The sequence below is a fragment of the Bordetella parapertussis genome (assembly GCF_020735925.1).
Classification (GTDB): Bacteria; Pseudomonadota; Gammaproteobacteria; order Burkholderiales; family Burkholderiaceae_B; genus Bordetella; species Bordetella pertussis.
The window spans coordinates 3,690,917-3,708,175 of record NZ_CP085971.1; the positions used below are offsets into that span (position 1 = coordinate 3,690,917).

16 protein-coding genes are annotated in these 17,259 nt (G+C 68.8%); 5 read left to right on the forward strand and 11 right to left on the reverse strand.

Features of this window, described 5'->3' with window-relative positions:
* Nucleotides 1–24: 24 nt before the first annotated feature.
* The gene (locus tag LK409_RS17390; protein WP_003814735.1) at nt 25–795 is read right to left on the reverse strand and encodes a class I SAM-dependent methyltransferase; all 771 of its coding nucleotides are present in this window, start codon (nt 793–795) and stop codon (nt 25–27) included.
* 20 nt (nt 796–815) lie between these two features.
* Here LK409_RS17390 and gloB point away from each other — a divergent pair, with 20 nt between their 5' ends.
* The 3 genes from gloB (at nt 816) to fabI (ending at nt 3,916) form a co-directional block, all read left to right on the forward strand.
* Nucleotides 816–1,616, forward strand: coding sequence for a hydroxyacylglutathione hydrolase (gloB, locus tag LK409_RS17395; RefSeq protein WP_010929267.1), 801 nt, complete (start codon nt 816–818; stop codon nt 1,614–1,616).
* Nucleotides 1,617–1,626: 10 nt separating this feature from the next.
* Nucleotides 1,627–3,036, forward strand: a complete 1,410-nt coding sequence (locus LK409_RS17400) for a transglycosylase SLT domain-containing protein (protein WP_010929268.1) — start codon at nt 1,627–1,629, stop codon at nt 3,034–3,036.
* A gap of 94 nt (nt 3,037–3,130) precedes the next feature.
* Complete coding sequence (gene fabI, locus LK409_RS17405; RefSeq protein WP_010929269.1) at nt 3,131–3,916, forward strand: enoyl-ACP reductase FabI; 786 nt, start codon at nt 3,131–3,133, stop codon at nt 3,914–3,916.
* Nucleotides 3,917–4,109: 193 nt separating this feature from the next.
* On the opposite strand, the gene LK409_RS17410 is transcribed toward fabI, so the two are convergent.
* Nucleotides 4,110–4,502, reverse strand: a complete 393-nt coding sequence (locus LK409_RS17410) for an OsmC family protein (protein ID WP_010929270.1) — start codon at nt 4,500–4,502, stop codon at nt 4,110–4,112.
* Nucleotides 4,503–4,639: 137 nt separating this feature from the next.
* Between LK409_RS17410 and LK409_RS17415 the strand changes: the two genes are divergently transcribed.
* A complete protein-coding gene (locus LK409_RS17415; RefSeq protein ID WP_010929271.1) occupies nt 4,640–5,320 on the forward strand; it encodes a tellurite resistance TerB family protein in 681 nt (226 codons plus the stop codon).
* A gap of 4 nt (nt 5,321–5,324) precedes the next feature.
* On the opposite strand, the gene LK409_RS17420 is transcribed toward LK409_RS17415, so the two are convergent.
* The 3 genes from LK409_RS17420 to LK409_RS17430 form a co-directional block, all read right to left on the reverse strand.
* Nucleotides 5,325–6,296 carry a tripartite tricarboxylate transporter substrate binding protein gene (locus tag LK409_RS17420; RefSeq protein ID WP_041937457.1) on the reverse strand — a complete coding sequence of 324 codons (972 nt, stop codon included), beginning with the start codon at nt 6,294–6,296 and terminating at the stop codon, nt 5,325–5,327.
* Nucleotides 6,297–6,391: 95 nt separating this feature from the next.
* The gene (gene nadC, locus LK409_RS17425; protein WP_010929273.1) at nt 6,392–7,297 is read right to left on the reverse strand and encodes a carboxylating nicotinate-nucleotide diphosphorylase; all 906 of its coding nucleotides are present in this window, start codon (nt 7,295–7,297) and stop codon (nt 6,392–6,394) included.
* Between the two features lie 101 nt (nt 7,298–7,398).
* Nucleotides 7,399–8,367, reverse strand: coding sequence for an NUDIX hydrolase (locus LK409_RS17430; protein WP_003814748.1), 969 nt, complete (start codon nt 8,365–8,367; stop codon nt 7,399–7,401).
* 321 nt (nt 8,368–8,688) lie between these two features.
* Here LK409_RS17430 and LK409_RS17435 point away from each other — a divergent pair, with 321 nt between their 5' ends.
* Nucleotides 8,689–9,681, forward strand: coding sequence for a Bug family tripartite tricarboxylate transporter substrate binding protein (locus tag LK409_RS17435; protein ID WP_010929275.1), 993 nt, complete (start codon nt 8,689–8,691; stop codon nt 9,679–9,681).
* 12 nt (nt 9,682–9,693) lie between these two features.
* On the opposite strand, the gene LK409_RS17440 is transcribed toward LK409_RS17435, so the two are convergent.
* From LK409_RS17440 to LK409_RS17465, 6 genes are all read right to left on the reverse strand, one after another.
* Nucleotides 9,694–10,524: a GntR family transcriptional regulator gene (locus LK409_RS17440; RefSeq protein WP_003814804.1), complete on the reverse strand. Its 831-nt coding sequence runs from the start codon at nt 10,522–10,524 to the stop codon at nt 9,694–9,696.
* A 53-nt stretch (nt 10,525–10,577) separates the two neighbouring features.
* Nucleotides 10,578–11,582 (reverse strand): SLAC1 anion channel family protein, encoded by a 1,005-nt coding sequence (locus LK409_RS17445; protein ID WP_049788774.1) that lies wholly within the window; start codon nt 11,580–11,582, stop codon nt 10,578–10,580.
* 53 nt (nt 11,583–11,635) lie between these two features.
* Nucleotides 11,636–13,093 carry a sulfatase-like hydrolase/transferase gene (locus LK409_RS17450; RefSeq protein ID WP_003814808.1) on the reverse strand — a complete coding sequence of 486 codons (1,458 nt, stop codon included), beginning with the start codon at nt 13,091–13,093 and terminating at the stop codon, nt 11,636–11,638.
* A gap of 139 nt (nt 13,094–13,232) precedes the next feature.
* Complete coding sequence (locus LK409_RS17455; protein ID WP_003814809.1) at nt 13,233–14,834, reverse strand: GMC family oxidoreductase; 1,602 nt, start codon at nt 14,832–14,834, stop codon at nt 13,233–13,235.
* A gap of 13 nt (nt 14,835–14,847) precedes the next feature.
* Entirely contained in the window at nt 14,848–15,804 is a 957-nt protein-coding gene (locus tag LK409_RS17460; protein WP_010929276.1) for a PDR/VanB family oxidoreductase, read from the reverse strand.
* Nucleotides 15,805–15,819: 15 nt separating this feature from the next.
* A complete protein-coding gene (locus LK409_RS17465; protein WP_010927098.1) occupies nt 15,820–17,256 on the reverse strand; it encodes a Rieske 2Fe-2S domain-containing protein in 1,437 nt (478 codons plus the stop codon).
* Nucleotides 17,257–17,259 lie beyond the last annotated feature (3 nt).

Here is a 17,259-nt window from a genome sequence, read left to right on the forward strand (position 1 = left end):
CGCCGGAATGAAAGTACGGCATTATCACCGGCCCGGATCGTCGGCCTGGCGATTGACCGCCACCGAGGCGGCCTGGGCGCGCTTGCGGCGCGTCTTCCAGGCCGGGCCGATCAGGCGCATGGCGGCGACCTTCTTGGTGGCGGTCACCACGTACACGGCGCCGCCCAGGCCCCACCAGCGCTGGCCGTAGCGCTCCATGAAGCGCCAGCGGCGCAGCCACTTGTCGGTGCGGCAGGCGGGCGCGTAGCAGCCGAACCGCCCGCGCTCGACCTCGAACGACAGCAGCTTGAACCAGTCCTTCAGGCGCGGCAGCGCGACCTGCGCCGACAGGGGCAGCGGCAGCCAGGCCTCCATGCCGGGCATGAGATTGCGCGCCCCCCACAGGCTCCAGGGGTTGAAGCCGGAAATCACCACCCGCCCTTCGGGCACCAGCACGCGCTCGACCTCGCGCAGCACCAGATGGGGCGCCTCGGCGCATTCGAAGGCGTGCGGCAGCACCAGCAGATCCACGCTCTGCGACTCGAACGGCAGCGCCTCGGGCGCGGCCGCCACGCAGGCCTGCCAGCCTTGCGCCAGCTCGGGCGGCGGCACGCCGGCCCCCACCCAGGCCTTGAACGGCATGCGGTTGGCGCGCAGCAGGTTGGGCTCGGCCAGCCCCACCTGCCAAGCGTAATATCCGAAGATGTCAGCCACCGCCTCGTCGAACTGGGCCTGCTCCCAGGCCAGGACGTACTGCCCCGGCGGCGTCTGGAACCATTCGGCCAGTTCTACAATCGGCGGAGTTTCTTCTGCCACGCTGTCGATCCCTTTCCAATATGCAAACCGCGCCCCCCCTGTCCGCCGTCGTGCCCTTGCCGGCCTTTTCCGATAACTATATCTGGGCCCTGGCCCATGAGGGCCAGGCCGCCGTGGTCGATCCCGGCGACGCCGCGCCGGTGCTGCGCTGGCTGCGCGCAACCGGCGCCACGCTGTGCGCCATTCTACTCACGCATCATCACCCCGACCACGTGGGCGGCGTGCTGGAATTGGTGCAGGCCACCGGCGCGACGGTGTACGGCCCGGCCGGCGAAACCCTGCCGCACTGCGACGTGCGGCTGGCCGAGGGCGACCGCGTGACGCTGCCCGAACTGGCGCTGGCGCTGGAGGTCCTGGACGTGCCCGGCCACACGGCCGGCCACATCGCCTACACCGGCCGCGCGGCCGGCGTCGAGCGCGTGCTTTTCTGTGGCGACACCCTGTTTGCCGGCGGCTGTGGCCGGCTGTTCGAGGGAACCCCGGCGCAAATGCTTGATTCATTGGAGAAATTATCTGCCTTACCGGCAGATACACAGGTTTGCTGTGCGCACGAGTACACTCTAGCGAACTTGCGCTGGGCGCTGGCGGTCGAACCCGCCAACCGCACCCTGCAACAGTGGTACCAGCGGGCCCAGGAGCTGCGCAACGAAGGGACGCCCACCTTGCCGTCGACGATCGGCCAGGAGCGCGAGACCAATCCTTTCCTGCGCACACCGCATGCCGCCGTTGCTCACGCTGCTGCTGTCTGGTCCGGACGTTCCCTGGCAACGCCCGTGGAAGTCTTTGCGGCTTTGCGCCAATGGAAGAACAATTTCAAGTGATCCACCGCCCATGAGATTTCTCCGCCTCCTGCTACCCCTGTTCCTCGCCGTACTTGCCGGCTGCGCTGGCACCGCAAAACAGAACCAGGCCGCCGGTCCCTCCAGCAACCGCTACATCGCCCAAGACACCTCCCGCACCGTCGATCTCACCAGCCCCCCCAGCGACGCCTGGGACCGCATCCGCCGCGGCTTCGCCATCCCCAACCTGAACACCGACCTGGCCCAGGAGTGGACCGACTACTACGCGTCGCACCCCGAGTCGGTGCAGCGCATGGCCGAGCGGGCCGGCAAGTACCTGTACTTCATCGTCGACGAAATCAACCGCCGCGGCCTGCCCACCGAGCTGGCGCTGCTGCCCTTCGTCGAAAGCGCCTATAACCCCACCGCCCTGTCGCGCTCGCAAGCCTCGGGCCTGTGGCAGTTCATTCCCACCACCGGCCAGCATTTCAACCTCAAGCAGGACTGGTGGCGCGACGAGCGCCGCGACCCGATCGCCTCGACCTACGCCGCGCTCAACTACCTGGAAAAGCTGTTCGAGATGCAGGGCGACTGGTACCTGGCGCTGGCCTCGTACAACTGGGGCGAGGGCTCGGTGCAACGCGCCATGGCCAAGAACGAGGCGGCCGGCCTGGGCACCGACTACCTGTCGCTGAACATGCCCGACGAGACCCGCAACTACGTGCCCAAGCTGCAGGCCATCAAGAACATCATCGCCAACCCGCGCAAGTTCGCGGTGGTATTGCCGCCGGTCGAGAACACCCCGTATTTCGTCGCGGTGCAGAAGAACCGCGACATCGACATCGAGCTGGCGGCCAGGCTGGCCGAAATGCCGCTGGACGAATTCAAGGCGCTCAACCCCGCGTTCAAGCGTCCCCTGATCCGCGGCGAGCATGCCCCCACCCTGCTGCTGCCGGCCGACCGGGCCGACCGCTTCAACGCCAACCTGCAGAACTACAAGGGCGACCTGAGTTCCTGGAAGGTCTACCATACGCGCCGCGGCGAAAGCTATGCCGCCATCGCCAAGCGCTTCGGCATCAGCGAGGCCAAGCTGCGCGCCAACAACGACATCAGCTCGAAACGGAAGGTGGCCGCCGGCCAGGCGCTGCTGATCCCGGGCGTGCCCAGCGGAGACGGCGCCGCCAATATCCAGCTGGCGTCGCTGTCGCCGCCGGTGGGCGCGCTGGACAACGTGGGCGAACCGCGCGCCGCTGCGGCGCCGCGCGGCAAGGCGCCGGCGCGCGTGGCCGGCGCGCGCCCCAACGTGCGCACCCACAAGGTCAGCTCGGGCGACACCCTGTTCGGCCTGGCGCGCAAATACGGCACCTCGGTCGGTGCGCTGCGCGCCCTGAACAACCTCAAGGGCAACAACCTGAAGCTGGGCTCGCAATTGCGCATCCCGGGCACCGGCACGCGCGGCTGACCAGGCGCGCCGGCCCCGCGCCGGCGCGCGTCCGCCAAGCCGCTAAAATTCCTACAATAGCGGCCTTTCCGCAAGGCAATCAAAGGACATCAACATGGGCTTTCTCGCCGGCAAGCGCATCCTCATGACCGGGGTGCTTTCCAACCGATCCATCGCCTACGGCATCGCGCGCGCCTGCCGCGACCAGGGCGCCGACCTGGCGTTCACCTACGTGGGCGACCGCTTCAAGGAACGCATCACCGAATTCGCCGCCTCGTTCGGCAGCGACATCGTGCTGCCCTGCGACGTGGCCGAGGACAGCCAGATCGACGCCGCCTTCGCCGAACTGGGCAAGCGCTGGGACGGCCTGGACGGCCTGGTGCACGCCATCGGCTTCGCGCCGCGCGAAGCGATCGCCGGCGACTTCCTCGACGGCCTGTCGCGCGAGAACTTCCGTATCGCGCACGATATCTCGGCCTACAGCTTCCCGGCCATGGCCAAGGCGGCGCTGCCGCTGATGGAAGGCCGCAAGGGCTCGGTCCTGACCCTGAGCTACCTGGGCTCCGAGCGCGTGGTCGCCAACTACAACACCATGGGCCTGGCCAAGGCCTCGCTGGAAGCCAGCGTGCGCTACCTGGCCACCGCCCTCGGCCCGCGCGGCATCCGCGCCAACGCCATCTCGGCCGGCCCCATCAAGACGCTGGCCGCCAGCGGCATCAAGGACTTCTCGTCGATCCTGAAGTTCGTCGAAGCCAACGCCCCGCTGCGCCGCAACGTCACCATCGAAGACGTCAGCAACGTCGCCGCCTTCATGCTGTCCGACCTCGCCGCCGGCATCACCGGCGAAATCACCCACGTCGACGCCGGCTTCTCGACCGTCGTCCCGGGAATGGAAAACTGATCCCTCCGGTGCCTGTCCCCGCAGGGGGACTGGCACCGGCCAAATCCGACCTCCGGTGCCTGTCCCCGCAGGGAGGGTGCCTGTCCCCGCAGGGAGGGTGCCTGTCCCCGCAGGGAGGGTGCCTGTCCCCGCCGGGACAGGCACACTGCTGTACGCCATCGACGCTTGACGGCCAAGACGGTATCTGTCCCCCCTACTCCACCACGATCGTCGACACCTGGATGTCGGTGGCGGTCATGAGTTTGTGCAGGGGGCACTTGTCGGCCACCTTGAGCAGTTCGTCGATCTGCGCGTCGTCCAGGTCGCCATGCAGTTTCAGCTTGGCGGTCAGGCGGTAGATGCCCTTGCGCTCTTCGCTGGCGTCGCGCACCACATCCACGTCCACCGCTTGCAGCGGCAGCCCCTTGCGCTGGGCGTACACCATCAGCGTCAACGCCTTGCAGCCGCCCAGCGCGGTGTCGAAATAGTCGTGCGGGTCCGGCCCTTCGCCCTGCGGTTGCGGCATGGCCAGCGGCAGTTCGTGGCCTTCGGCGATGGCGGTGTACTGCAGTCCGCCGGGGGTGTTGGCGCGCACTTGGATCGTCATGGGATGTCTCCGTTCAGGCGCGGCCCCGCTGGCTGCGCGTCCAGGTTTTGTACCATGGGCGCCGCCTGACAACCGGCTGAACTATTTGGCCGACCGCCAGTCAGACGGTAATTCCACGCAAGACACAGGAGTCCGCATTGAGCGCCCGTCAATTACTCGATCAGTTGTTGCAGTCCGGCCAGAGCCTGATGCAGGGCGCCGGCGCGCAAGCGCAGCAGGCCACCCAGGGCGACAAGGGTACGTTCCTGGCCGGCCTGGGCGGCGGCGCGCTGGGCGCGGGCGCCCTGGGCCTGCTGCTGGGCAGCAAGAAGGCCCGCAAGATCGGCGGCAAGGTCGCCATGTACGGCGGCATGGCGGCGCTGGGCGCACTGGCCTATCGCGCCTACGACCAGTACCAGCGCAACCAGGCCGGCGGCGCGGCTGCCCCGGCGCCGCAGACCCTGGACCGCCTGCCGCCCGCCCAGGCCGAGCAGCACAGCAACGCCGTGCTGGTGGCCATGATAGGCGCGGCCAAGGCCGACGGCCACATCGGCCCCGACGAGCGCCAGTTACTCGAAACCGAACTGGCCAAGCTGTCCGGCGACGCCGGCGACCGTGCCTGGCTGGAGGCCGAACTGGCCCGCCCGCTCGACCCGGCCGTCATCGCCCAGCAGGCACGCACGCCGGAAATGGGAGCCGAAATGTACCTGGCCAGCCTGCTGGTGGCCGACGAGCAGAGCTTCATGGAGCGCGCCTACCTGGACGAGCTGGCGCGCCAGCTCAAGCTGCCCGCCGAACTCAAGCAGCAGCTCGAGGCGCAGGTACCGGCCGCGGCCTGAGCCTTCAGTCGGCGCGCAGCCCCATGCGCGCCGTCAAGGCGGCAAAGCGGGCGATGTCGGCCTGCACCAGCGCCTCGAAGCGTTCCGGGCCTTCGCTGACCGGGTTGAAGCCCAGCGATTCGAGCTCCCGGCGCATGGCGGGTTCGGCCACGATGGCCGACAGCGCCTCGTACAGGCGCTGGATCACCGCCGGCGGCGTGCCGGCCGGCGCCAGCAGGCCATGCCACTGGTCCAGCTCATAGCCCGGCGCGCCCTGCTCGGCCACGGTGGGCACGTCCGGCAGCAGCGGCGAGCGCTGCGCCGAGGTCACCGCCAGCGCGCGCAACTTGCCCGCATGAATGAACGGCGCCGCGCTGGACGCGGTCACGATGCCCAGCGGCACCTGCCGCGACAGCACGTCCGTCAGCGCCGGGCCGCAACCTCGATACGGCACGTGCTGCAACCAGGCGCCGCTGGCCTGGCGCAGCATTTCGCCGGCCAGGTGCTGCGGCGTGCCGTTGCCGCACGAGGCGAACGCCAGCGTGCGGCTCTGCGTGTCCGCCTGGCGCAGCCGCTCCGGCAGGCCGGCATCGCCGGCCGGCTCGGCGGTCACGATCACCGAGGGCACATATGCGACGTTGATCACCGCCGTGAAATCGCGCGTGGGCGAGAAATCCAGGTTGCGGAACACCCCGGGGTTGACGGCGAACGAGCTGTTGACCATCAGCAGCGTATAGCCGTCGGGCCGCGCCTCGGCCACGGCGCGCGCGCCGATATTGCCGCTGGCGCCCGGACGGTTTTCCACCACCACCGGCTGGCCCAGCCGCTGCTGCATGGCGGCGCCCAGCTTGCGGGCCAGCAGGTCGGTGCCACCGCCGGGCGGGAAGGTCACGACAATGGTGATGGCGTGGTCGGGATAGGTGGCCGGCGCTTGCGCCGCGGCCACGCCGGCGCCGAGCAGGCAGCCGGCCAACAGGATCGAGACTCGTGATTTCATGGTCGTCATGGGTGCAACGGGTCGCAACGCCCCGCATGGCGGGGCGCCGTGGTTGAGAAAACGGAACAGGAAAGGGCCGCGGCCCCGGGAACTGGCTAGCTGTCCAGGCCGATATCCAGTACCCGGGCGCTATGGGTCAGCCAGCCGATCGCCATCAGGTCCACCCCGGTGGCGGCCACCGCCGGCGCGGTCTCGGGCGTGATGCGGCCCGATGCCTCGGTGACCGCGCGCCCGTCGACCAGCGCCACCGCTTCGCGCAAGGTGTCCAGGTCCATGTTGTCCAGCAGGACCACGTCCACGCCCAGGCGCAGCGCGACGCGCAATTGCTCCAGCGTGTCGACCTCGACCTCGATCTTGACCATGTGGCCGATGGCCGCCCGCGCGCGCTGCACGGCGGCGTCGATGCCGCCGGCGATCGCCACGTGGTTGTCCTTGATCAGCACGGCATCGTCCAGCCCGTAGCGGTGGTTGCTGCCGCCGCCCACGCGCACGGCGTATTTCTGCACCGCGCGCAGGCCCGGCATGGTCTTGCGGGTGCAGGTCACCTTGGTATGGCCGGCGCCGATGGCCGCCACGATGGACGCGGTGGCCGAGGCCACGCCGCTGAGGTGGCAGAGAAAATTCAGGGCCGTGCGCTCGGCCGTCAGCATGCCGCGCGCCGGGCCGCGGATCAGCGCGATCTCGGCGCCGGGCTGCAACTGCGCGCCGTCGGGCAGCAAGGCATGGAATTCGATTTCCGGGTCGACCAGGCGAAACGCCACGCGCGCCAGGTCCAGCCCCGCCAGCACCCCGGCCTGGCGCGCCACCAGGCGGGTCTGCGCGCGCGCCTGCGCCGGCACGATGGCGTCGGTCGTGATGTCGCCGGCACGGCCCAGGTCCTCCAGCAGCGCCGCGCGCACCAGCGGCTCGAGCATGACCTGCGGCAAGGGAGCGGGCGCCGTACGGAGCGTCGGCGCGGCGTCGATGGCGAGAGGGGCCGCCTGCCCGATATTTATGCTCATAATGAGTATTTAAGGGTCAAAAAAATGACCACAGGGGCTGTGTTTAATTATGCTATTCCTGAGCATAAAGCGCTGTCAAGCATTTTTCGCCCCCCCGCCGCCTAGAATTGCCGCGCCAGCGGCAGTTTGCTGCCGGCGATGGCGCGCTCGAGCAGCACGTCGCGGCGGAACCGGAACAGCTTGGCCGGGCGCCCCGCCGCGCCGCTGGCCATGCCGCCGGTTTCCTCGACCAGTTCCTGCTGTTCGATGAGGCGGCGGAAGTTCTGCTTGTGCAGGCCGCGGCCGGCCAGGGCCTCGACGGCCATCTGCAGCTGCAGCAGCGTGAATTCGGGCGGCATCAGTTCGAACACCACCGGCCGGTACTTGATCTTGGCGCGCAGGCGCGCAATGCCGGTGGCCAGGATGCGGCGATGGTCGTGCCGCATCGACTGCCCCGCCACCGGCAGGCCCGAGGCGTCCGGGTGGCGCGACTCGGGCACCAGCCCGGCCTCGAACAGCAGCTCGTAGCGCTGCAGGACCATGTCCTCGTTCCAGCCCGCGCCATCCAGCCCGAAGGTCAGGGCGACGCGCTGGCGGCGCTGCGCCCGGGCCGCGGCGTCGGCGCCCGCCCCGGCCCAGGCCAGCAGGCGGGGCGCGATCTCGTCGGCGATGATGGCCGGCCGGCCGGCGCGCCAGTCTTCCCATGGAAAGTAGCGATACCAGTGCTGCCAGCCCACCTGCGCCACGCCGGTGGCGCCGGCCTCGCGCGTCAGGCCCAGGTAGCTGACCGAAATAACGCGCGCTCCGGCCTCGTTGGAACGGTCGCTGTCGGCAAAGGTGTAAAGCTGTTCGACATAGCCCAGCGGGTGATGCGTCTGGGTCTCCACCCAGGCGCGCAGGCCGGCCTGCAGCGAACGGTGCGCCAGTTCGAACGGGCCGGCCGGCAGCGCGCGGGCATCCTCGGTGGTGAGCACGCGCGGCTCTCCTTGCGTCACCGCCACCAGGACGGCTACCAATTCGGCGGAAACGGATCTGTCGAGTGCGTCGGTCAAGGCGATGGGAATGGGATACGGGAGGCGTGGCGCCGCCACGGCGCAGGCGGCGGGCGACCGGAAGCGTCGCGCCCCGATTATAGGCGGCACAAGCTGCAACAGCCGCTTGCAAAACGCTTGGATACGGGCGGGCGCGCCGGCCTAAGATGGGATGTATGCAGAACCGGCTCGGCTCCTCGCGGCGCCTGTCCCCGCAGGAACCGGGTGCCTGTCCCGACCGGGGCTGGCATCCGCGGCGAGGTGTGCCTGTCCCCACTGGGACAGGCACACCGCTCTACGCCATGAACGGTTGACGGCCAAGACGGTATCTGTCCCCAGGGGGACAGGCACCCCATTCATCCTATATAGGTATATATCACCATGCGATCCATTTCCCTGCACCTGCGGCGTGCCCTCGCCGTCCTCGGCCTGGCCGGCATCGCCGCCGCCGCGCCGCTGCACGCCGCCGAAACCTGGCCCGACCGTCCGGTCCGGCTGATCGTGCCCTACCCCGCCGGCGGCGGCGTCGACTTCGCCGCCCGGCTGATCGCGTCGGACCTGAGCAAGCAGACCGGACAGAACTTCATCGTGGAAAACCGCACCGGCGCGGCCGGCACCATAGGCGCGCAGGCCGTGGTGCAAAGCACCGCCGACGGCAACACCGTGCTGTTCGCCTCGCCCGCCGAAGTCCTGGTCAGCCGCATCGCCGGCCAGAAAACCTCGTACGACGCCGGCAAAGACCTGCAGCCGGTCACATTGGCCGGCGAAACGCCGCTGGCCGTCGTGGTCAACCCGGCGGTGCCGGCCCGCACGCTGGCCGAACTGGTCGCGCTGGCCAGGAAAGACCCGTCCGCCATCTCCTACGGCACGCCGGGCACCGGCAGCACCATGCAGTTCGCCGGCGAGGCCCTGAACCTCGCGGCCGGCATCAAGATGCTGCACGTCCCGTACCGGGGCGCGGCGCCCGCCATCGCCGACCTGCTGGGCAACCAGATCCCGGTGGCCATCGTCGGCGTCCCGCCGCTGGTGGCGCACCACAAGAGCGGCAAGCTGAGGATTCTCGCGGTCACCGGCAGCCAGCGCATCGCCGCCTTGCCGGACGTACCCACCGTGGCCGAGGAGCTGGGCGTGGCGGACTACCGCTACACCAACTGGTTCGGCGTCTATGTGCCCGGCAATACGCCCGCGGCCGTCGGGGACAGGCTCGCGGCGCTGATCCACGCGTCGGTGCACCGCGATGCCATCAAGGCCCAGCTGGCCGAGCAGGGCGTGGAGCCGATCGGCAACACCACGCCCGAGTTCGTCCGGTTCCTTGCCGGCGAGAAGGCGCGCTACGAGACCGTGCAGCGCAAGAGCGGGATACAGATGGACTGAGCGCGCCGGCGCTCAGTCGGTCAGCTGGTCGGGGATGCTGAGCACCCGCTTGGTCGGCGGGATGAAGAACTTCTGGTAGTAGATGCAGCGTTCCTGCCCCATGCAGGCCACCACCTGCAGGGCGATGCCCGCCGCGTAGGGCGGCGTCTTGGTGTAGCCCGCCACGGTGGGGTCGAACGGCTCCATCGCGACGAAGTGGTCGATCTTGGTGACCGGGACGTTCAGTTCCTGCGTGATCTGCTTCTTGAAGTTCAGGCCGTTGAGCTTCTCCATCGGCGTATCCCACAGCGACGGGAAAACGTTGCGGTCGACATAGAAGCGCGTGAACACCTCGAACTCGTTGCCGACGTTGATGGTGCGCTCGATCAGGATCACCTGCGCGCCGGCCGCGGTATCGAAATAACGCTGCCATTCGCCCTCGCCGCTGGCGTAGTCGCGGCTGATGATGGTGGAGTAGACCGGCAGGAAACCGACGCCGTCATCGGCCAGGAAGCGGCAATGCCAGGGATCCTGGATGCGCAGCTGCTGCTGCGCGACGAAGGTGCCCAGGCCATGCTCGCGCACCACCAGCCCCTGGTCGACCAGGATGCGCAGGGCACGCTGCACCGTCCCCAGGCTGTAGGAGGTCATCTGGACCAGGTCGTCCTCGGTGGGCAGGCGCTCGCCCGGCTTCCAGTGCCCGGATTCGATGCCTTCGGCAATCGCATTCAGGACCAGCCGGTACTTGGGTATGCCGCTGTAGTTGGGGCGGTGCAACTGGTCGAACACCGCGGGCCGCTCGGCATTCACCACGATCTGCCCGCCGGCCGGCGTAGAACGTCGAAGACTCGTATTCATAAGCACATATCTGGATATCCCCGACGAAAGGGCGTCGGACGGCTAGCCCTCATATTATCTTATGCGCCCCCGCGTGCATCGGCCAGCGCGCCATTGAGCAGCCCGCGCACCGTCGCGCCCGTCAGCAGGACCAGGACCGTACTGAGCACCGCCACCAGGAAACCGGCCAGGGTGTGGAACGCGAGGGCGTGCCCGCTGTGCTCGGCGAACGAGAACGTGGCCAGCGTAATCGCGGCCAGCGGAAAGGAATACGACCAGGCCGCCAGGCTGAAAGGCAGGCGCGCGAAGCGCGGCGCCGCGGTAGACAGCAGCAGCGTCCAGAACAGCGAGATGTAGTACAGCACCCGGGCGAAACCGTCCAGCGAGCCGGTCAACGCCATGTACGCCAGGAAGGCCACCGCCGGCGGCGCGATCATGATGAACAGCGTGGGCGTGAGCGCACGGGCCAGCGGCGCGCCGAACATCAGGCGGTACAGGATGATGGCCTTGAGCACGATCCAGAACACGATGCCCAGGCTGAAGAAGAACCAGGCGCATTCGGCTGGCGCGAAACGCACGCCCGCGATCGGAATGACGATGTTGCCGACGACCGGCACGAACCACGATGGATTGACGTGGTCGAGCTGGTAGTGGGTATGGAAGATCCAGCTGCGCACGATGACCAGCGTGAACCCCAGGTGCACGGTCGCGCCCAGCCACCACAGCGCCGCGGCGGCGCGCGGCGCGTCGTCCGCCCAGGCCGTGCCGATCAGCACCACGCCCAGCGAAATCGCCGAGAAAAACGCCAGCTGCACGGGGTGGTTCCATTCGCGCGCGATCTCGTCCGGATGACGCAGCAGCCGCAGCAGGAACAGCGCCAGCAGCACGCCATACACCGCCGCCACCGCCACCTGGATGGCCAGCGCGACCTGCAAGGGCAGGCCCCAGACCTGATGGGCCTTGCGCCACGCCATGCCCAGGCCCGACAGGCCGAGCACCGAGGCGAACATGGAAACCGGAAAGCCGGCCAGGAACGTGGCGCCGGCCGGCGGCAACGCCGCCGGCAAGCCTGTTTGCGTCTGCATGGCGTGTCGGATCGGCGCGGCCACGCGGGAACGCGGCCGCGCCGTGGATGCCGTCAATCGAACTTGTGCACGGCCCCGGGCGCGGGGCTGAAACCCAGGTCGCCGCGCGCGATCACGGCCTCGCGCCCGCCGTTGTGCTCGAGCAGCTCGGCCTGGCGCGCGCGGGCGCGCCGGTCGACCTCGACAGGATCGCACAGCTGCCACAGCTTCTGCTTGCACAGCGCCACCACGTCCGCGTAGTCGGGACGGCCGGCCAGGTCTTCCAGCTCCTCGGGGTCGGCCTCCAGGTCGAACAGCTGGTGCGGATAGTGCACGTAGAAGATGTACTTGTACCGGCCTTCGCGGATCATGAAGGCGCCGGTCGCCGAGCCCATGCCGTGGTACTCGGCCATGACGTTGCGCTGCGGCGTCTCGCCGCGGGCCAGCTGGAACAGCGACACGCCGGGCAGGCCTTCCTTCAGCCCCGGGCTGGTCTCGCCCACGGCGTCGTAGATGAACGGCGCGACATCGACATGGCTGACCGGCGTGTTGACGGTGACGCCGGACGGGATGTCCCTGCCGGCGATGATCAGCGGCACCGCGGCCGCCTCCTCGAACATGTTCGACTTGCCCCACATGCCGCGCGCGCCCAGGTTGTCGCCGTGGTCGGAGGTATAGACCACGCGCGTGCTGTCCAGGATGTCCAGGTCGTCCAGCGTGCCGAGCAGCTTGCCGATGTTCTCGTCGAGGAACGAGCACAGGCCGTAGTAGCCCGCCTGCGCCTTTTTCACCAGGCCGGGATCGAAGTAATCGTCATAGTTGAAGCTGCCGCGGTAGTCCTGCTGGTAGGGGTGATCCGGACGCTGGCTCCTGTCGTACAGCTTGGGCAGGGGCAGATCGCGGTTGTAGTAGCGGTAGTAGTGCTCGGGCGGCGCGGTCAGCGGGAAGTGCGGGCTGACGAACGAGACGAACAGCACCCACGGCTTGTCGGCATGGCGCGGCGCCTGTTCGCGCAGCCAGATCTGCGCGCGCGAGACGATCTCGCGGTCGTAGAAGGTGTACTGGCTCTCGCCCGGGCCGGCCATCTGGGCCATCTTGTAGGCGCCCTTGCGCACCGGCAGGTCGCTGCGCACCAGCCCCATCAGGTCGCCCTTGCCGCCCACGATGTGCATGGGGATGATCTCTTCGCTGAAGCCGTGGTCGCCCCCGTAGTCGCGGAAATGCAGCTTGCCGATCGACACCACCTGGTGGTCGCGGTCGCGCAGCATGTGGTGCCAGCTCGGTACCGAGCCGTCGTAGGCGTCGGCGTTGTCCCAGAAGCCGATCTGGTTGATGTACTTGCCGGTCGCGAACGAGGCCCGCGCCGGAATGCACACCGGACTGGTGCAATAGGCCGAGGCGAACCGCGTGCCGCGCGCGGCCAGCGCGTCGAGGTTGGGCGTGTGGACGAACTCGTGCCCGTAGCAGCCCAGGGCCCGGGACTGGTGCTCGTCCGACATGATGACGACCATGTTCTGTGGAGTGACTTTCATGCTCTTCCTCTCTGCATCGATACGGCGTGCGCTTGCGGCCGCCGGTGGCGGCGCCTGTCCCGACGGGGCAGGCGCCTGGTGTCTGTGGCCTGCCGGTCCGGCACGCCGTTGGTGGCGCCTGCCCCTTGGGGACAGGCGCCTAGGGCCTTGCCTGCGTAATCAGGTCCGCCGCCTTCTCGCCGATCATGATGGCCCCGGCGTTGGTATTGCCCGACAGCAGCAGCGGCATGATCGACGCGTCGGCCACGCGCAGCCCCTGCACGCCGCGCACGCGCAGGCTGGGGTCGACCACCGAGGCCTCGTCGCCGCCCATGCGGCAGGTGCCGACCGGGTGGAAGATCGTGGTGCCGCTTTCGCGCACGAAGCGCACCATGTCCTCTTCCGTCTCCATCCGCGGGCCGGGGTGGTACTCCTCGGCGATATAGGCGGCCAGCGGCCGGGAGCGCGTCAGGCGGCGCGTCAGCCGCAGGCCGGCCACCATGGTGTCGCGGTCTTCCTGCGCGGAGAAATAATTGGGCTGGATGCGCGGCGCCTCCAGCGGATTGGCCGACTTCAGGCTGACCTGCCCGCGGCTCCTGGGGCGCAGCTGGCACATCGAGATCGTGAAGCCGGAGAAATCGTGCGGCTTGCCGGCCGCCATGTCGGCGCTGATCGTGCCGAAGTGGAATTGCACGTCCGGCCGGGTGGCGCCGGGACAGGCGCGCGCGAACATGGCGCCCAGCTGGATCCCGGCCGCCACCGGCCCGGCGCGGCGGAAGATCCAGCGCATGCCGATGGCCGCGCGGCCCCACAGCGTGCGCAGCTGGTCGTTGGTCGTGATGGGCCGCGTGCATTTGTAGATCAGGCGGACCTGCAGGTGATCCTGCAGGTTCATGCCCACCTCGGGCAGGTGGTGCAGCACCGGGATGCCGTGCGCCTGCAATTGCGCGCCGTCGCCGATGCCGGCCAGCATCAGCAGCTGCGGCGACTGGAACGCGCCCGCCGCGAGGATGACCTCCTTGGCGGCGCGCGCCTCGAAGGCGGCGCCGCGCTGGCGATAGCGCACGCCGACGGCGCGGCGGCCCTCGAAAATCACACCGGTGGCCTGCGCATCGGTCTCGATGGCGAGATTCGCATCGCCCTTGAGCGGCCCCAGGTACCCCTTGGCCGCCGAACAGCGCAAGCCGCCGCGCGTGGTCAGCTGGAAGTACCCCACGCCCTCCTGGCTCGCCCCGTTGAAATCGTTGGTGCGGGCGATGCCGTTTTCCTGCCCCGCCTGGATGAACGCCTCGACCAGCTCGTGCCTGCCGCGTATGTCCGATACGCCCAGGCGGCCGGCGCCGCCGTGGAACTCGCTGTCGCCGCGCTCGTTGCGCTCGGCGCGCTTGAACAGGGGCAGCACGTCCTGCCAGGCCCAGCCGGGATTGCCCAGCCGCGCCCAGTCGTCGAAGTCCTCGGCCTGCCCGCGGATATAGACCAGGCCGTTGATCGAGCTCGACCCGCCCAGCGTCTTGCCGCGCGGCTGGTAGATCTTGCGCCCGTTGAGCTCCGGCTCCGGCTCGGAATAGAACTGCCAGTTGTTGCGCGGGTCGAACATGGTCTTGCCATAGCCGATCGGGATATGGATCCACATGTTGCGGTCGGGCGGACCGGCCTCCAGCAGCAGCACCGAACCGGCCTTTCTTTCCACCAGCCGCGCCGCCAGCGCGCAACCGGCGGAACCCGCCCCCACCACGATGTAGTCGAAAGTACGCATGTCCATATCCGAATGTGTTTTACAGATCGAGCAGCAGGGCCTGCGGACCCGCCCCCGCGCAACAGACCAGCACGAATTCCGTGCGCTCTTCGTCCGACAGCACATAGTCGTTGTGCTCCGGCTGGCCACTGAAGTAACGCACCTTGCACGTGCCGCACACGCCCGACTCGCACGACGACTCGCAAGCCACGCCCGCCTCGCGGATGGCCTGCAGCAGGGTCTGGCCGGGCCGCACCGCCAGGATCCTGTCGGATTTGGCCAGACGCACCTCGCCGGCCACCTGGCCAGTGCCGGCCAGCTTTTCCGTCAGCGCCGGGTTGACGCCGAAATACTCGTAGTGCACCGAGCCCTGCGGCCAGTGCGCCGAGGCCGCCTGCACCGCCTTCATGAAACCCGGCGGGCCGCAGAAGTACAGCTGGCTGCCCGGTTCGGGCCGCGCCAGCAAGGCGGCGATGTCCAGGCCGCGCGCGGGGTCGCCCATGTCGTGGTGAAAGAACGCCTTGTCCTGCGCCGCCAGCGTCTGCAGCCGTTCGCGAAACGCCGTGCGCTCGGGCGAACGCGTGCAGTAATGCAGCTCGAAACTGTGGCCGCTGCGCTGCAAGGCCTCGGCCATGGCCAGCACCGGCGTGATGCCGATGCCGCCGGCCAGCAGCACCTTGTGGCCGGCGCCGCTGTCCAGGGGAAACAGATTGCGCGGCTCGGAGACTTCGATCATCTCGCCGGCGCGCAGCGCCGTGTGCAGCGCCACCGAGCCGCCGCGCCCGCCGCGATCCTCCAGCACCGCGATGCGGTAGTGCTTGCGCTGCCAGGAGGGATCGCACAGGGAGTACTGCCGCGTGAAGCCGCCGGGAATGCTGACATCGATATGCGCGCCGGCTTCGAAGGGAGGCAGATCCTTGCCGAGAGGATGCACCAGCTCGAACGAACGGATGCCCTCGGCCTCATAGGTAATCGATCGGACGCATAGATTCAGCATGGCCGCGCTCCCGCCTCAGGCTTCCATCGCCAGCGCCTGGGCGACGATCTGCTTGCCCACGCCGTCGTCGATCCTGTCGAGCTCGGCGCGCACGAACGCGTCGCGCTCGGCGGCCGCCAGGCCGTCGGCCGCGCGCATGATGTCCAGCACCTTCCTGCCCAGCTCGTTGATCAGCTTGCGGTCCTCGGCGGTGTCCTCGCGCTGCTTCGCATACAGCACCGAGTCCTGCGCATAGAGCGGCAGCGATTGGCCGCTGGCCAGCAGCTGCGCATAGGCGGGGTCGGGCTTGGTCTTGCCGTGCAGGGCGTCGCGCAGCAGCTTGCGGAACATGTACACGCCCACGTCCGAGGCGCCGGGGTTCTCCAGCGCGTGCACGGCGATGGGACGCTGGCTGGTCAGGGCTTCCCAGTCGCCCGGCGCGCGCTGCGCCTCGTCGTAGCTGCGGTTGCCCGTCTGGCCGACCAGGAAGTCGATCTTGTCGACGCCGCAATCGGCTTCGCAGCCCATGCCGTCGGGGTCCACTTCCGCGTTGAAATGGCGCCAGCCGAAGATGATCATGTTGGTGTCGTCCACCGGAACGTGCCAGCGCGTGCAGCCCGAGGTCGAATGGCGCTCGCGGGCGGCGGTGGGCACCAGCGAGCCGATCTGCAGGTAGTTGGGCAGGTTCATCTCGGTAATGCGCACCCACACCCGGTCCTGCGGCAGGCGGCGGCCGGCCACGAACACGATGCCGTTGCCGCTGCGCGTGGGATGCCACTGCATCACCGGCATATCGCCAAAGCCCTCCAGCGTCACGCCGGCCGAGACCTCGGCATCCACGCCCTCGACCACCATGTGGTTGTGCAGCACCGCGGTGTGCATGTGGTCCATGATGTTTTCATGGACCTGCAGCCAGTTGCACGGGTACACGTTGGAGAACGGCACCAGCTTCGTGCCCTTGGGCAGGGTATAGGTGTCGTACTCGGGGAACGGCGGCTGGTTCTCCGGCGGCCCCATGTAGGCGAACACCAGGCCATCGCGCTCGAAGGCCGGGTAGGCGCCCTGGCAGACCGTCTGGCGCAGCCGCGTGTCGTCGTGCTCGCACGGCGCCTCCAGCAGCGTGCCGTCCACCCCGTAGTGCCAGCCGTGGTAACAGCAGCGGATGCCATGCTGCTGGATCACGCCGAACTCGAGCGAGGCGCCGCGGTGCGCGCAATGGCGGTGCATCACGCCGATGTTGCCGCTCTTGTCGCGAAACGCCACCAGGTTCTCGCCCAGGATGCGGATCGCCTTGGGCACGTCCCGCAGCTCCTCGGACAGACAGACCGGCTGCCAGTACTGGCGCATGTATTCGCCCATCGGGGTGCCCGGCATGGTGCTGGTCAGTTCGGCGTCGTGGGCCGGCATGTCGCGCTTGCGATAGCCGGCGAATTTCAAGGGCTGCTCCGTGGACGCGGCATTGGTGGTGCTCATGTT